We start from the raw sequence: 14,441 nt of genomic DNA, 5'->3' as shown, positions 1-14,441 counted from the left end.
TGATTTTAAAGCCATATTTGATGAGGAAACCATTTGATAATAAGTAAAATCATCACGTAAAGTATAACATACATCGATTTGCAGAACTTAATGCAATATTTGTAAATACGTTGGCATTTAGCATTAAGTCCTGGAAACCTTGTGTTAAAGGCCTTTTTGGCATGTCGTTTTTTAATGACAGAGCTTTAAAAATCACATATAATTAGGGATGTCAAGCGAACTAAATAAAAAAGAGCTACTGCATAATTTGCAGTAACTCTTGGAAAATCAAGCTTTATTCAAAAGTTTGCATTTAGTTCTAGAAATTATAGGCATAATTAAAGGAGCTAAACCAGCTCCTTATAATATGTTTATTTAGTTAAACAAATTTGAATTTGTGCGATTAACTTCCGGTTTTTTCTTCAATCAAGGATTATGTATTACATTTCTCTTTCCACTATTGGCAGTTCCTCTTACTTCTTCGTGGTAAAAGTAATCTACGATTGTTGGATGTCCTTTCTCTACTCTCTCATACGGAGTTTCATTATCAACAAACCTGCAATCATACTTTTTAGCCAGCTCTTCTGCTTTCTTTTCCAGTGCTTCAAAATAGCTGCGGTTCTTTTTGTTATAAATTTCGTCATACAGCGGCACCAAATCCGGATGTTTATCGGAAATGTATTTCATGATATCTGCCTTAAAACCTCCGCGAAGATTCAGATTCTCAAGCCATACAAGGTCACACTGATCTTTTGTCCTGTCTATGATTGCTTCTATATCGGTAATCCCTGGGAACACGGGTGAAATGAAGCAAATTGTACGAATGCCTGCCGCATATACCTCTTTCATTGCAGCAAGCCTTCTTTCTACGCTTACTGCCGCATCCATATCATCTTTAAACTCTTCATCGAGAGTATTGATTGACCATGATACTGTAAGTCTGCTATTTTCATTGATCTTTTTTAGCAGATCCAGATCTCTTAGTACAAGGTCTGACTTTGTACAGATAAGTATGTCCGCACCACTGTCCTTTAGTTCTTCCAGAAGTCTTCTTGTATTTTTATATGTTTTCTCAAGCGGATTATAACCATCCGTAACTGTTCCAATGATCACCTTCTGGCCGGCATACTTCTTTGGATTCTTTATTTTAGGCCAGTCTTTCACATCCATGAAAGTTCCCCATTCCTCCGTATGCCCTGTAAAGCGTTTCATAAAAGATGCGTAGCAGTATTTACAGGCATGGGGACACCCCACATAGGGATTCACCGAATATCCTCCAATAGGAGTATTCGATTTTGTCATTACACTTTTTGTTTCTATATGATTTACTTTGATTTCTGTTTGTTCCATATTCTCTGTTCCTCCAGCACTTTGTTAAAAGCATCCGGCATTTCCTGTATCATTTCTTCTCCCATAATCGGAACAAGATCTTCTTTCCAGAATACAGGAATGTTCAGTTCATGAGCCTGTTCTGTCAATGAATAAACCCACCCGGAATCTGTTTTAACAGTCCTGCTCTTTGCACCTGTCATAGTTCCCACCACAATCCAGTCAATGCCTGTAAGATCAACCTTACCCGGATCATCGAACAAAGGCTCAAAGGTAACATGATATTTTTTTGCCTTCACATTGCTCCGCAGTGCATCAATACGCCATAACTCAGATTTTCTTGTAACTGTAACGCCAAACCATGCATTATCAAGATCTGTTTCAAAAGACAGAAGATCCGGTCGTTTGGTAAGAAAAAGAAACTGGTGCTGAGGATTCTCTGCTATCTTTTTAAAGACTTCCTCTCTCCATTCTTCATGCCAGCCCGAGAGATCGCTCATACCGGTCAGCAGAAAATTCTGCGGCTTTTTCTTTTCCATCATACGAAGCTTGCCTTGAAAAAACTGTGGCTTTTCAAAATCATCTATGATGTGATAACGCCTCGTATTGTTTCTGGCATAGCAGTACGGACATCCAACAGTGCACCCTATAACAAGATTCATGTTCTGAATCTGATCTTTAATACAAATACTCATAGCTCTCCACATAAAAAGTTATGGACATCTGCTTGCAGAAATGCCCATAACTTTAAAACTCATACTTACTCGATTACTGCATCGTCGGCGGTATACGCTTCAAGAGAACCTGCCTTCACCTGGATACAGGCATAGCTGATCTCAGAATCATCTGCCGCGAAGAACTGTCTTTTCCCATCCGGCGCAATATGCACGATATCACCGGCAGAAAGCTCTATATCCTCACCGTCAACTACCGCTTTTCCCTTGCCGGAAAGAATGATGTAAATCTCTTCATTGGTCTTATGATAATGAACAAAAGGAACACTCGCACCTGCCGGAAGATGGTTGATGCTGATCTCAGCCCCTGTAAGTCCCAGCTGATCATGTAGTTCAGTTCTCGGATTGCTTGCAACACTTACCTTACTATAGTTAGACATTTCTGATACCTCCATTTGTTGTGATATTGATTGATACAACAGAAGTGTACCACCACCACGTTGTGACGTCAAGTGTTACAACAAAACTTTTTAAAATTCTATCAGCTTGTTCGCATCCGCCATTACATCAGCTATGGTTATTCGCCGCATTTTATCTTCCATGGCATTCTGTATTTCTTCAAGCCTGTGATCCATGATCCTGTGAATGTTCCGTCCCACAGGGCATAACTCATTCGGATTCTCATGGAAATGAAACAACTGTCCATTTTCGACAGGCTCCACAGCATTGTAAACATCCAGAAGCGTTATCTCCGTCAAGGATTTCTCTATATCGGCACCGCCGCTTCCCCGCTTCACTGTTACAATCTCCGCCTTCTTCAGCTGCTGCAAGAGTCTTCTGATTACCGTCGGATTTACATTTGCGCTGGACGCAAGAAATTCACTGGTGATTTTATGGTCATTCTTAAATGTTTCAATTGCTATAAGCACATGAACCGCTATTGTAAATCTGCTTGAAATCTGCATTCTGACACCTCCATCGACTCTATCTTAAATCATTTTCGTTGTAGTTACAATAGTCACAACAAGATACTATTTTTCCGTTCCTGTCAACTAAAAAAGGCTACCACATTTTTTGCAGTAACCTTTGTAAAATCATGGTATATAGGATTTTTTGCATTTACCTCTGGAAGTGACGGTTCGCAATGTCTTGCCTATAGTTGTTGTGCTTAAGCACTATCCACATTCACTTTAGATTCTCTTTTGGTTGCGTTAACTATGTCAAATCTTATAAAAGTTTCCCTCGCATAAAGAACCAGGTCATAAATGCCATAGAAATAAGAAAAAAACCGGCAGGTTCAAGAATACTTCCTTGGACACATCGTCTAGGATTCTCTCCATTAATTCTAATCATAAAACGCTCACTTTCATGATTAAAATATCTTCTTTTCTCAAGAAAATACAATCTTCTTTGAGAGCTAGACGTATAATTTATTCCTTCATATTCATAAGTAAAAACAGGATAATACATATAATGTTTATAACGATCATTTGGACTATCCACTTTATCTATATATCTTAGAACCGCTTCTACTTTTACATTACATTCACGTAATGTAGCTAAACCTTTTGCAAATTCTACTGCTAAATCAAAGCAAAATGCAGCTAGACACATGGCTGCCAGCAACATAAAAACTATATTATCGTCAATCATAACTAAATCTTTCCTTTTCCTGCAATAAAAAAGCCAGCTCCATCGATTTTTCTTTGAAAAATCGATAAAACCAGCGAAAATACGCACATTTTTGCCATTTACGTATTTCTTGTATTTTAGTGATGTAGGCGACTCCACGCCTGCATCTGCAAGGCTATTCTAAAAATTTGTGTATTATCTGATAAGATGGTTGAAATTTCTTATAACTTAAACTCAACATGAGTTGTCACATCAACAAATGGAACAACCACTTCCTTGGTAACTTCTAATCGAAGCTCGTTCTGTTTATATGACTTAACTGCTTCCTCATTATCGAAGACTGCCTCCATAGCAACATCTCCATTTGATGAACTCAAGCAATCGGTATGAACTACTATACTTTGTACTCCTGGAATCTTTCCGTTTAGATCCTCAAGTCTTGTCTTCATATTAGTCTTAATGGAATCTATGTTAGGACCAAAGCATTTATCCTGCAACTTCCATATAATAATATGCTTTACCATATCGTACTACTCACTCCCAAAAATCGTTCCACTTATATTAACAGAAAAAAGCTTTTTCAACAATAACATTGCCTTTTGAAAAATCTTTCGTGAAATGAAGCTAACATCACGCAAAGTTTTTCCATTCACATATGCTACAATAGCTCTATTATAAAAAATCAATAATTTATTCAAAATAAACTTTGAGCTTATCAAAATATTTTGCGCTATCCTCATCTGCGTCACTGAAATCATTTGAATAGGATTCAAGATTTCCAGTTGGATCAAGAGCGCAATTAACTAACTCATAATAAGCATCATAGAAATCCATAAACGCATCGTGCATCTGAGAACATCCCTTTGGAGGATTTTGAAGTTCTCTCATTTCGTCATTTACCTCTTCTAGATTATCATTTATCTCTCTCAAATCATTCAAAAAATCCTCATCTTCAAAGAGACTATCTAATGCATCATTAAAATCTTCGTAAAAGAAGCCGCCCTCATCGGTAGTATATTTATCAGTTTCAATGTCTTGCGTTTTCCATATAGAATTACTCCAGACTGAAACAATTATATTACAAGCAGTTTCTGCATTAGCAGCTCCTTCAATCATGGTATACGCACAGTCTTCCATTCTGACTTTGTAATTTACCCTGGCAAAATAATCATAAACATATTTACCAACTGCTAGAATAACTACAGCCAAGATAATCGCTATTATGATTATCTTTACCTGTTTTGATGAATTATTTTCGTAGCCAGAAAAATTATAACCACAGTTAGGACAAAACTGATCTGTCTCATTTACTTCGACATTGCATTTAGGACATATTTGCATAGGCCTTCCTCCTATTTTTTAGCATATCATCAGCCTGTGATTAATCCGTTAAAAACTGTCTTACTCCCTTGTGGCGTTGTGATGTTGGTCGGAGGGATAGCGTCCCATATTTTATTTGACTCGAAAGAGTTAATAAAATGAAAGGGGATGAGTACCGTGTTATCACAAATTAGAGAAATCGCAACTACCGTTTATAGTATCAGTATGGCGGGCTCGGCTATTGTCTCTTTGTATTGTGCCATAAGAAATCTATTTTCAAGAAAATAGATTGAGCGCGAAGAGAGTCCACCCATATGGACTCTCTTCATTTTTCTCAATATCCACAACCTCCACCAAATAAATCATACGTCAAATTAGTTAAGAAATTGTCATCGGAACTGCCCCGATTTTTTAGGTTTCCATACAAAAAAATACAAGAGCCAGGGACACCTCCTCAGCTCTTGTAAATACTGAAAAATTTTATATAACGTTTTTGATTTTCAACAAGTGCACTTCACAAAATGCCGCTGAATATTCGGTGATAATTTCACCCAGCGGATAATCTTACGGGTCCCAAAACAGCCCCCAGTAAAGATTACTTCTTCAATTGCAGCTTGTAACTCGCCATTTCCTTGTTCACACGCGAAGCGCATTTATTTAGCGAGTGAGCTGGAACTATTTCCAGCATTTTTCCACGAGCGCTGCCCTCCACATATTGTTTTTTCTATCGCCATTAAAGGCGAATTGAATGCAAGCCCGCTCACCGAAGTTCGCTGCATTCATTTTCTGACGCGGATACGCTAATATGAATGCTGACCGTACGCCCCGATTGGGCGCAGCATTCTTGGCAAGCAGGGCAAGTGGCTAGCCATTTGCCTATTTTTGCAAAATCTCGAGTAGTCGAGACTTCACAAAAATGCTTGTTAGGGGGTTCCCTAATACCCCTAATCCAAATTATAAAATTTATAAATTTGGAGCAACGCCCTATAGGCTTCTTTTAAGAATATAACAATTATCTGCTTCGCTCAAAGTCGTCCTTTCTGTATGAATCCTGATTTATCTCATTGTCCTTTTCAAGAATATAATCAATATTCTTCTTGGCTACTGCAAGCTCCACATAAACTCTTTTACTCTTGTTGTATTCCTTATACAGTTCTGCTTTTTCTTCTTTCAATATAGCATATTGCTCTTTTAATTCTTTAATTCTTGGAACCTTACCCCCCTCATAATTATTGAAATGTTTTCTGGCTTCTTGATGCGCTGTAATCTCATCTAAATACTGTTCTTTAACTTTTTTGTTATACCCTGATTTCTTATATTTTTGATAAGCATCATTTGTTTTTATATAAGTAATAATAGTTCCCTGAAGGACTCTTATATCCTCCATCTTTGCATCATATTCCTTTATTTTTAATCGCAGAGCCTCATAGTGATTATATAAATCATTATGTTTTTCAGAGAGCTCTTCATAAGAATTAATTCCATTATCTGCCAAGAAACTTAAGGTCTTGGCTGTCTGTTTCATATTAAATTTTCTAGCCCATTTTTCATATCCTATTCCCTTTCCTTCTTTAATCTTCTGTTGAATATCAATTAATAATCCAAGCTTTTCTTCCTTAGTTTGAGTCCTGTTTTTTTCAGTTTTAGGGGTTTTCTCTTTATAATCTCCAGTAATCTTTTTCTCGATTTCTTCCTTGTCATATCCAGCTCCTAGTGAATTTATTCGGGAAAAATTTTTCTGTCCTTCTGCCTTGAATTTGATATATTTACCACTATCATCAACTTCAACATTGTATTTTTCCTGAAGTATTTTTAGCATTTCTTTAAAGTCTTTTGGTTTATCTTCTATGGCTCTGTCTATGGCTAATTTTATATAATCTCTGTTTCCGGGCTTCCTATGATTACCTAGCCATTTTCCATATGTGTGATTTCCACGCTTTGGATTTTTGATAACAGAAAGATTATTCTCTACAAATAAAAGGAGCTGGGATATTTAACATCTCCAACACCCATGCTATTTGCGCAATCCTCTTGATTCATACCTTCCGCAGCAAAATATGATGATTTTTCATCATATTTTTTATGCCATTTTTTATTCATGGAGCTCTAAAGGTAATCCATCTGGATCAAAGAAGAACGTCATTTTCTTATTTGTAAATTCATCGGTTCTGATTGGTTCGCATTCGATGCCAAGTTCATTCAGTTCTGTTACTACTCTCTCTATTTTAGCTACTTTAAAAGCTAGATGTCTAAGTCCACAAGCTTCTGGAAAAGAAGGTCTTTTTGGCGGATTTTGGGGAGCGAAAATCTCAAGCTCTGTTGTATCGTTTACTTTTAGATCAAGCTTCCAATCTCCCTTTTGAGGCCTGTAGTTTTCACGTATTACTTCAAAGCTAAGCTTATTAACGTAGAAATCTTTTGATTTTTCATAATCAGATACGATGATAGCTATGTGATGAATTGTAGATAGATTCATATGTTATTCCTCGTTGTTTAAGTTATTTATTAATGCTGCAAAGTCTTCGAAATACCAGTCTTTAGTTGGTTTTTCACCACCAGCTTTCTTAAAAAAGCAACTTGGAATTTCTCGCTGTGATAGATTTTTTGCTATGCATAGAGTACATCCTTTGTCGTGATTTGATGGATGGCACGGACATGCGGTGTCTGTGCAAGTACAAAATGATACGCTCGTTGTTTCCATTTATATACTCTCCTATAATTCTCTATTGCGATTAGTTTAGCACTTGTGGTTGTTTTTTACCAATAATAATGTAGACATAAAAATTTTACTATTGAGACTTTGACAACTATAGTAGCATAAATAAAATTATAAATAATAGCTACCCCATTTAAAAAAGAAGGCAGCTATATTAGTTCTATCGTTCTAAATTTTTTCTTTATTTTTTATAATTTCTTCTCCATCAAATCAAAACGTCCCTTTCTCCAATCGGCATAACCCCTGGTCTCATAGCCATTATGACGATATAATCTCTGGGCAAATGGATTTTCAGTAAAGGTGTCTAATCTTATCGATTCATACCCCATATCCTTAATCTGTTCTTCGATATGGTTTAAAACCATCTTTCCCATCCCCTTATTTTGATGATTAGGTGAAACACAGAATCTGTGCAAGATATATGCCGAGTTACCATCATTCTCCCACTTGGCATTTTCGTACTGTTCATCATATTCTGCGCTTATCACATACATTGCCACCAAATCATCCTCATCTATAGCCAAGTAAAGTGTGTTCTTTTCAATATCCTTTGCAAAATCTTCTCGCATAGGGTAAAGCTCATCCCACTGATAAATGCCGTGGCTTTCCATCTCTGAAATGGCCTGCTTTATCAATGAACAAATATCATCCAAGTCATTATATGTACCTAATCTGTATTGCATTTCATTATCCTCCACTATAAGCATTTATTTAAATTTAGTTGACATCCATTCCATCAAGTTGATATTGTTTCGGGAGATATTTATCAAGTTTCATCTCTAATTTTCCTGGAAAAACAACTTCTACATATGTAATTGAAGTACTATCTGAATCAGGAGTTAAGGCATAGATAAATCCCCAATCATTACTTGTTTCCATAGCTAAAACAGAATAATTCTTAGGCTCTCCTGAGACGCTATATAGACCTTCATACTTATCATGTCTTTTTCCAGAAAGTCTTTCTAACTCATTATCATATTCATCCTGCGAATATGTTACTGTAAGATAACCAACATATTCAGCATCCCAAGGATTATAGTATGTGAAACTAAACTCATCTATCTGCATTGAATCACTGATTTTGTCAGGGAATATGCTTTCATCCATTCCCCATTTACTAGAATATTCAGCTACAGCATTTTCTCCAATATAATTTGAATAGTTTTCAATATCAGTATGTGTTTGTATTCTTGAGAAAAATATATCCCCAGCAAAGATAAGCATTGCAAAAAAGAAGCATCCTACATAAAACAGAATAACCAAAGTTACTATTGCCAAACTTGCAATTGTTATAATTTTTATTCCTAACATTAGAAGCTTATTCTTAACAAGTTTCTCTAGCAGACCAGTCACATACAGTGTTATAACTGCCATTATTCCAAGAATAATAAATGATATAAATATAGATAATTTAAATTCGTAAGTATCCGTGCTTGAAGATACAAAAAATTGCCAACCAATTGATAGTATTGAAATTATTACACCGACAAAACTGGTAATTTGAATTCGCTTTAATAATGTCCCCTTTTCTTCATCAGCATAGTCAGCCATCTTAGTGGCCACTTCCCTTACTTCTTCATCCATCATCTCGCTTTTCCTTTCTCCTTCAATGAGCTCGCGTACATCAACATCAAAGAAGTCTGCAATTTCAACTAGAAGAGAAATATCTGGCATATTGCTACCGGTCTCCCATCGTGAAACAGTTCTTCCAGATACTTTTAATCTTTCCGCAAGCTTTTCTTGAGTTATTCCTTTTTCTTTCCGCAATTCTTTTATGAATTGCCCAATCTTTTTCTGGTCCATTTAGGTTCCCCCTTCACTCACTAGCTTAGTAAACCATGCAAACAATGAACACGACACAAAGCGAGAAATGCCGTATTTTCAATGGTAGACAGTGTTGTCTAGTGGCAGATTCCCATTATATCGTATCAATTAGGGTAAAACAACATATAGTCCAGTTAGTACATATAAAAAGTCCTGTAACAGTATTGCTACAGGACCTAATATAATATTCATTAATAATATCCCCCAGAAATTTTTAGAACAATCCCAAGAATTTCTTTTTATAGGGCTCTAAACTTACTGATTGTACTGTGTAGCCCGTTTCTCCAATAGCAGCTACAAGTATATCCTCTTTCATAGCTTATTACTCTTGCTCCAACAAAGCTGTTTGTTTTATATTTCTATGAATATCATTTTTTGTCATATCCTCTATATAATATTATTCAATCAATTCACATAAACAGCCGAAGAATTCTGGAAAAGATTGCTTCAATCGAATTGGTTTTCCTTCAATGTCCAGAAATGCATGTGATGATGTACCAGTAAACACTACAACGCCATCTTTATTTTTCATTTCATAAGATAGTTTGAGTTTTACTCCCTTGAATTCTATTACTCTAACGGTGATTTCAATTGCATCTGCAAAAGTAGTTGTTTTCTTAAAGTCACAGTCTACATTTATTACTGGGGAAACAATTCCAAGAGATTCTAATTTATTATATGGCCATCCTATTTGTGATAAGAAGTCAATTCTAGCTTCTTCCATCCATCTTATATAGTTTGAGTGATGTGTTATTCCCATCCTGTCTGTTTCGTAATATTGTACAGTATGATTATATGCCATATTGATCCTCCTACTATCGTGATATTTTTATTGATATTACTGAATATTTTGAATGTTTTTATTATTTCTCTAAGTATTGACGTGTGTGTATTTGAATGATAATATTAATCTCGTTGCGTGAGACATCACGCTATGCGGAAGTGTCGGAACTGGCAGACGAGCAAGACTAAGGATCTTGTGCTCATTGCGAGCGTGCGGGTTCAAGTCCCGCCTTCCGCAGCAAAAGATGATGAGTTTTCATCATCTTTTTTTATGCCTTTTTTAAGTTCTGCCAAATTATCAACTTTGAGGTCAAGCTTCCAGTCTTCTTTTTGAGGTCTGTAATTTTCACGTATTACTTCAAATAACAAAGTCATTTCAAAAATAGAACAAGAAAATTTAATAATTTGTTCGGTTTACAAATCTACTCCTCGGGTATATTATATACACACAAACGTTCGAGAACACGTGTTCAACTTTTAAAAGGAGGGCGCCTATGGATTATAAGATTATAGCCGTAGATTTTGATGGTACTTTATGCTATAGCAATTGGCCTGCACTTGGTGAACCAAATAGGCCTCTTATTGATTACCTAATTAAAGAACAGGCTGCTGGTAACAAACTAATACTATGGACTTGCAGAGCCGGACAGGCTTTAACTGATGCTTTAAAATGGTGTAATGAGCAAGGTCTTACTTTTGATGCAATCAATGATAATCTTCCTGAGATAGTGGAGCTCTATGGTAATAATTCAAGAAAAATTACATGTGATATGTACATAGACGATAGGAATGTTTCTTTGGAGGCTTTTGCTATATAATATACCCTATAAATCAAATAATGAGTAATAAAGTTGCAAATTCCCCATTTTTGCTTATAATAATTCATAAGTAACTAATAACACACAGTTAACCTTGGGGAGGTTTATCATGGCAGTTAAGAAAACAGGTACAAGAAAAAAATCCACTAGTAGTAAAAAAGCAGTAAAATCATCAGCAGTGGTTCAGTATGGTAATATTGAATTCAGCGAAGCCGCTTGCTTAAAGAAAGCACAGTCAGGATTTAAAAAACAGTTCAAAGGACAGGAACTAGAATCCATCAATATCTACATCAAACCAGAAGAAAACAAAATTTACTTCGTTGCTAATACAGACTGTGTAGGCTCTGTAGATTTATAAAAACATATAGATTAAGCCTTATTACTGAGGATCCGGATATGTATCCTTCTCTCCCTTGTAATAAGGCTTATTTTTATTCCTCTTCCCAATGCTCTAATTCATCTTCAGGATATGCATCTGTCCAGTGAAATGGCTGGAGTTTTGCTAATTCAATAAACTTAAGATCATTATCCTTTGTGGTAACAGCCACTTGAACATCGGTGCCCCAATATCTAAGTCTCTCTTGGCATATGCCACATGGTGATAGCACTCTAAACTCTGAATTTTCATCATCTCTTACTAAGCACATACAATGTGTTACTTTCTCATTATATTTATGTGCCTCAAGCATCGCCCCTGTTTCTATACATAAACATGCTGATGAATTAGCTGTATCATTTGACACACTGGTATAATAGTGATTTGCTGATGTATGGACAACACCAGCACCGCCCCAGCCTTCTGGGTACCTTTTCTCAATTAGTTCAACGGCCAAACGGTACATTTCTTGTTCTATAATTATATTTCTCATTTTGTATCTCCTTAATTAATTAGTTGTATTTTTATATGTCATATACCTAAAAAATTAAGGTGTGCACACTATTTAGCACCTCTTAGTTCTATATTTTTCATAAACTAAATTCCACCCTTTCTAAAATTAGTGATGTCAAAAAACACTGTACCCATTATATACGTGTTGTGTAGTTATTTCAATTGTTGCAAAGAAGTTTTGATGGGTGTATAGTATCTATACCGAACAAATTTTCGTATATTTGAAAGGAGGACTGCTGTGGAAAAGAAAAGAAGTTACATAGCTATTGATTTAAAATCATTCTATGCATCTTGTGAGCTTCAGGACAGAGGACTTAATCCACTTACTACTAATCTTGTAGTGGCAGATCCTTCCCGAACTGAAAAAACTATCTGTCTTGCAGTAAGTCCATCACTAAAAGCATACGGGATTCCTGGCAGAGCCAGATTATTTGAAGTCGTCCAAAAAGTAAAGGAAATAAATGCTTTGAGATTAGAAAAGGCAAAATCTCTTGGCGTTCTTCAAAAAGATTCTGAAAGTGGAGAATATAAATTTTCAGGCTCATCAGAAGATGCAATTGAATTAGAAAATGATCCTTCTTTAGCGCTAACATATATTGTTGCTCCGCCTAGGATGAAGAGGTATGAGGATGTGTCTACGGAAGTATTTTCTGTCTATCTACGATACGTTTCTGATGAAGATATTCATGTATATTCTATTGATGAGTGTTTTATTGATGTAACAGCTTATCTGAATATATATTCTTGTAGTGCCTATGATTTGGCGATGAAGATGATACATGATGTTTTTCTCAAAACAGGAATCACAGCTACAGCAGGGATTGGAACAAACTTGTATTTATCTAAGGTTGCCATGGATGTTGTAGCAAAACATGTACCTGCAGATGAACATGGTGTTAGAATAGCTGAGCTTGATGAAAAAAGCTATCGTGAACTTCTATGGTGTCACCAACCATTAACCGACTTTTGGCGTGTAGGTACAGGTATAAGCAAACGTCTTGCCAAACTTGGGATTTACACTATGGGAGACATTGCAAAGACTAGTATAAATAATGAGGATTTACTATACCGTGAATTAGGTATAAATGCAGAACTTTTAATAGATCATGCTTGGGGATGGGAACCAACTGAGATTTCTACAATAAAAAAATATAAACCTCAAACAAATAGTATTTCAAGTGGTCAGGTTCTGATGGAGCCGTATACTACAGATAAAGCCAGGCTTATTGTAAAAGAGATGACTGAACTACTATCACTAGATCTAGTTAGAAAAGATTTAGTTACTAAAAAAGTCGAGCTTACCATTGGATATGATAGAGAAAGTCTAGAATATGGTCATAAAGGAAGAACTATTAAAGATTCTACTTTTATAATCGCTGGAACAAAGAAAAGATATAATGGAGAAGTTACAACAGATCATTTTGGTAGACCGTTGCCATGTCATGCACATGGAACTAGAAATCTAGATAAATGGACTAGTTCAACATCTCGTATAATGGATGCGATGACTAAGCTTTATGATGGAATTATAGACAATGATCTTCTTGTTCGAAGGATTAACGTAGTAGCGTGTAATCTGATTCCAACTGACAAAATTCCGCCTGATGAACCATTTCAAATGGATCTATTTACAGATTATGATACTTTAGAAAAAGAAAATACTGCAGAAAATATCGCTTTAGAAAAAGAAAAAATGCTTCAAAAGGCAACTCTTGCTATACATGATAGATTTGGAAAAAATGCTGTCTTAAAAGGTATGAATTTACAGGACGGTGCCATGACTATGAAGAGAAACAAACAAGTCGGAGGACATTCTTCAGGAGAATAATTTAGGAGTAGACATTTTGAGTAATAAAATGATTAATAATAAACATGATGCTAGAATAATATATGGGGATATTATAGATATGCCACACCATATATCAAAAACTCATCCACATATGAGCCTATACGACAGAGCTGCACAATTTGCTCCTTTTGCAGCACTTACTGGCTATGAAGACATGATTAATGAGGAGGCTAGAATTACTGATTCTGCAAAAATATTAGAAGAATCTATGAAAGAGGTCCTTTCTCAGAAATTAAACGTTCTTTCAGATACTATCAAAAACGGTACATTTCCTTCAGTCTCTATAACATACTTTGTCTCAGATACAAGTAAAGCGGGGGGAAAATATGTGACTGTAAATGAACAAATAAAAAAAATCGATTCCGTTCACCAGAAAATCATCTTGATGAAAAAAACAGGAATCGGTCAAATAAATGAAACAATTGATTTCGCGGATATTACAGATATCCAATAAAAAAGCGGGTGATGGGAATCGAACCCACGTATTCAGCTTGGAAGGCTGATGTTCTACCATTGAACCACACCCGCATATGTATATTCAATTTGAAGTCGGGGTGACAGGATTCGAACCTGCGACCCCCTGGTCCCAAACCAGGTGCTCTAGCCAAACTGAGCCACACCCCGATAA

At 35.9% G+C, this 14,441-nt stretch carries 19 protein-coding genes and 3 tRNA genes; 5 read left to right on the top strand and 17 right to left on the bottom strand.

The genetic code is table 11. The annotated features are described in order from the left end of the window. Positions 1-405 precede the first annotated feature (405 nt). From BUA88_RS15330 to BUA88_RS15270, 13 genes are all read right to left on the bottom strand, one after another. Positions 406-1,329, bottom strand: a complete 924-nt coding sequence (locus tag BUA88_RS15330) for a radical SAM mobile pair protein B (protein WP_072919587.1) — start codon at positions 1,327-1,329, stop codon at positions 406-408. Further along, positions 1,305-2,003, bottom strand: a complete 699-nt coding sequence (locus BUA88_RS15325; RefSeq protein WP_072919585.1) for a radical SAM mobile pair protein A — start codon at positions 2,001-2,003, stop codon at positions 1,305-1,307. Before BUA88_RS15325 ends, BUA88_RS15330 begins: the two co-directional genes overlap by 25 nt. Before the next feature lie 65 nt (positions 2,004-2,068). Beyond that, the gene (locus BUA88_RS15320; protein ID WP_072919583.1) at positions 2,069-2,422 is read right to left on the bottom strand and encodes a cupin domain-containing protein; all 354 of its coding nucleotides are present in this window, start codon (positions 2,420-2,422) and stop codon (positions 2,069-2,071) included. A 90-nt stretch (positions 2,423-2,512) separates the two neighbouring features. Continuing rightward, complete coding sequence (locus tag BUA88_RS15315) at positions 2,513-2,947, bottom strand: Rrf2 family transcriptional regulator (RefSeq protein ID WP_029070341.1); 435 nt, start codon at positions 2,945-2,947, stop codon at positions 2,513-2,515. Between the two features lie 262 nt (positions 2,948-3,209). After that, positions 3,210-3,635 (bottom strand): hypothetical protein, encoded by a 426-nt coding sequence (locus BUA88_RS15310; RefSeq protein WP_072919581.1) that lies wholly within the window; start codon positions 3,633-3,635, stop codon positions 3,210-3,212. A 200-nt stretch (positions 3,636-3,835) separates the two neighbouring features. After that, positions 3,836-4,138: a Dabb family protein gene (locus BUA88_RS15305; protein ID WP_072919579.1), complete on the bottom strand. Its 303-nt coding sequence runs from the start codon at positions 4,136-4,138 to the stop codon at positions 3,836-3,838. Between the two features lie 166 nt (positions 4,139-4,304). Further along, positions 4,305-4,955 carry a zinc ribbon domain-containing protein gene (locus BUA88_RS15300; protein WP_072919578.1) on the bottom strand — a complete coding sequence of 217 codons (651 nt, stop codon included), beginning with the start codon at positions 4,953-4,955 and terminating at the stop codon, positions 4,305-4,307. Positions 4,956-5,946: 991 nt separating this feature from the next. Beyond that, positions 5,947-6,753, bottom strand: coding sequence for a hypothetical protein (locus BUA88_RS15295; protein ID WP_072919576.1), 807 nt, complete (start codon positions 6,751-6,753; stop codon positions 5,947-5,949). Positions 6,754-7,026: 273 nt separating this feature from the next. Beyond that, complete coding sequence (gene gloA2 / locus BUA88_RS15290; RefSeq protein ID WP_072919574.1) at positions 7,027-7,410, bottom strand: SMU1112c/YaeR family gloxylase I-like metalloprotein; 384 nt, start codon at positions 7,408-7,410, stop codon at positions 7,027-7,029. Positions 7,411-7,413: 3 nt separating this feature from the next. After that, positions 7,414-7,635, bottom strand: coding sequence for a DUF6485 family protein (locus BUA88_RS16810; protein WP_072919573.1), 222 nt, complete (start codon positions 7,633-7,635; stop codon positions 7,414-7,416). Between the two features lie 203 nt (positions 7,636-7,838). Continuing rightward, on the bottom strand, positions 7,839-8,333 hold the full coding sequence (locus tag BUA88_RS15280) for a GNAT family N-acetyltransferase (protein WP_072919570.1): 495 nt from the start codon (positions 8,331-8,333) through the stop codon (positions 7,839-7,841). 34 nt (positions 8,334-8,367) lie between these two features. Beyond that, positions 8,368-9,453 carry a helix-turn-helix domain-containing protein gene (locus BUA88_RS15275; protein ID WP_072919568.1) on the bottom strand — a complete coding sequence of 362 codons (1,086 nt, stop codon included), beginning with the start codon at positions 9,451-9,453 and terminating at the stop codon, positions 8,368-8,370. Between the two features lie 418 nt (positions 9,454-9,871). Beyond that, positions 9,872-10,276, bottom strand: coding sequence for an acyl-CoA thioesterase (locus tag BUA88_RS15270; RefSeq protein WP_072919565.1), 405 nt, complete (start codon positions 10,274-10,276; stop codon positions 9,872-9,874). Between the two features lie 134 nt (positions 10,277-10,410). On the opposite strand from BUA88_RS15270, the gene BUA88_RS15265 reads away from it, so the two are divergent. Continuing rightward, positions 10,411-10,495: transfer RNA gene (locus BUA88_RS15265), tRNA-Leu, on the top strand. Here BUA88_RS15265 and BUA88_RS16375 read toward each other — a convergent pair. Further along, positions 10,477-10,626: a VOC family protein gene (locus tag BUA88_RS16375; RefSeq protein WP_200798876.1), complete on the bottom strand. Its 150-nt coding sequence runs from the start codon at positions 10,624-10,626 to the stop codon at positions 10,477-10,479. The genes BUA88_RS15265 and BUA88_RS16375 overlap by 19 nt on opposite strands. 125 nt (positions 10,627-10,751) lie before the next feature. Here BUA88_RS16375 and BUA88_RS15260 point away from each other — a divergent pair, with 125 nt between their 5' ends. Next, positions 10,752-11,075, top strand: coding sequence for an HAD family hydrolase (locus BUA88_RS15260; protein ID WP_072919564.1), 324 nt, complete (start codon positions 10,752-10,754; stop codon positions 11,073-11,075). A 109-nt stretch (positions 11,076-11,184) separates the two neighbouring features. Beyond that, a complete protein-coding gene (locus BUA88_RS15255) occupies positions 11,185-11,433 on the top strand; it encodes a DUF6465 family protein (protein WP_072919561.1) in 249 nt (82 codons plus the stop codon). Positions 11,434-11,506: 73 nt separating this feature from the next. On the opposite strand, the gene BUA88_RS15250 is transcribed toward BUA88_RS15255, so the two are convergent. Beyond that, entirely contained in the window at positions 11,507-11,944 is a 438-nt protein-coding gene (locus BUA88_RS15250; RefSeq protein WP_083572565.1) for a cytidine deaminase, read from the bottom strand. 258 nt (positions 11,945-12,202) lie between these two features. On the opposite strand from BUA88_RS15250, the gene BUA88_RS15245 reads away from it, so the two are divergent. Continuing rightward, positions 12,203-13,792: a Y-family DNA polymerase gene (locus BUA88_RS15245; RefSeq protein WP_072919559.1), complete on the top strand. Its 1,590-nt coding sequence runs from the start codon at positions 12,203-12,205 to the stop codon at positions 13,790-13,792. A 16-nt stretch (positions 13,793-13,808) separates the two neighbouring features. Beyond that, positions 13,809-14,267 (top strand): hypothetical protein, encoded by a 459-nt coding sequence (locus BUA88_RS15240; protein ID WP_200798875.1) that lies wholly within the window; start codon positions 13,809-13,811, stop codon positions 14,265-14,267. A gap of 3 nt (positions 14,268-14,270) precedes the next feature. On the opposite strand, the gene BUA88_RS15235 is transcribed toward BUA88_RS15240, so the two are convergent. Together BUA88_RS15235 and BUA88_RS15230 are read right to left on the bottom strand one after the other, a co-directional pair. Further along, a tRNA-Gly gene (locus tag BUA88_RS15235) sits at positions 14,271-14,341 on the bottom strand. 21 nt (positions 14,342-14,362) lie between these two features. After that, positions 14,363-14,437: transfer RNA gene (locus tag BUA88_RS15230), tRNA-Pro, on the bottom strand. Positions 14,438-14,441: the final 4 nt, after the last annotated feature.

It is taken from the genome of Pseudobutyrivibrio xylanivorans DSM 14809 (genome assembly GCF_900141825.1).
Taxonomy (GTDB): domain Bacteria; phylum Bacillota; class Clostridia; order Lachnospirales; family Lachnospiraceae; genus Pseudobutyrivibrio; species Pseudobutyrivibrio xylanivorans.
This window is presented reverse-complemented; position numbering and strand designations above follow the sequence as displayed.

Coding starts and splice junctions, on each gene's coding strand:
- BUA88_RS15330 (WP_072919587.1), bottom strand. CDS start 1,329: ATGGAACAAACAGAAATCAAAGTAAATCATATAGAAACAAAAAGTGTA.
- BUA88_RS15325 (WP_072919585.1), bottom strand. CDS start 2,003: ATGAGTATTTGTATTAAAGATCAGATTCAGAACATGAATCTTGTTATA.
- BUA88_RS15320 (WP_072919583.1), bottom strand. CDS start 2,422: ATGTCTAACTATAGTAAGGTAAGTGTTGCAAGCAATCCGAGAACTGAA.
- BUA88_RS15315 (WP_029070341.1), bottom strand. CDS start 2,947: ATGCAGATTTCAAGCAGATTTACAATAGCGGTTCATGTGCTTATAGCA.
- BUA88_RS15310 (WP_072919581.1), bottom strand. CDS start 3,635: ATGATTGACGATAATATAGTTTTTATGTTGCTGGCAGCCATGTGTCTA.
- BUA88_RS15305 (WP_072919579.1), bottom strand. CDS start 4,138: ATGGTAAAGCATATTATTATATGGAAGTTGCAGGATAAATGCTTTGGT.
- BUA88_RS15300 (WP_072919578.1), bottom strand. CDS start 4,955: ATGCAAATATGTCCTAAATGCAATGTCGAAGTAAATGAGACAGATCAG.
- BUA88_RS15295 (WP_072919576.1), bottom strand. CDS start 6,753: ATGCTAAAAATACTTCAGGAAAAATACAATGTTGAAGTTGATGATAGT.
- gloA2 (WP_072919574.1), bottom strand. CDS start 7,410: ATGAATCTATCTACAATTCATCACATAGCTATCATCGTATCTGATTAT.
- BUA88_RS16810 (WP_072919573.1), bottom strand. CDS start 7,635: ATGGAAACAACGAGCGTATCATTTTGTACTTGCACAGACACCGCATGT.
- BUA88_RS15280 (WP_072919570.1), bottom strand. CDS start 8,333: ATGCAATACAGATTAGGTACATATAATGACTTGGATGATATTTGTTCA.
- BUA88_RS15275 (WP_072919568.1), bottom strand. CDS start 9,453: ATGGACCAGAAAAAGATTGGGCAATTCATAAAAGAATTGCGGAAAGAA.
- BUA88_RS15270 (WP_072919565.1), bottom strand. CDS start 10,276: ATGGCATATAATCATACTGTACAATATTACGAAACAGACAGGATGGGA.
- BUA88_RS15260 (WP_072919564.1), top strand. CDS start 10,752: ATGGATTATAAGATTATAGCCGTAGATTTTGATGGTACTTTATGCTAT.
- BUA88_RS15255 (WP_072919561.1), top strand. CDS start 11,185: ATGGCAGTTAAGAAAACAGGTACAAGAAAAAAATCCACTAGTAGTAAA.
- BUA88_RS15250 (WP_083572565.1), bottom strand. CDS start 11,944: ATGAGAAATATAATTATAGAACAAGAAATGTACCGTTTGGCCGTTGAA.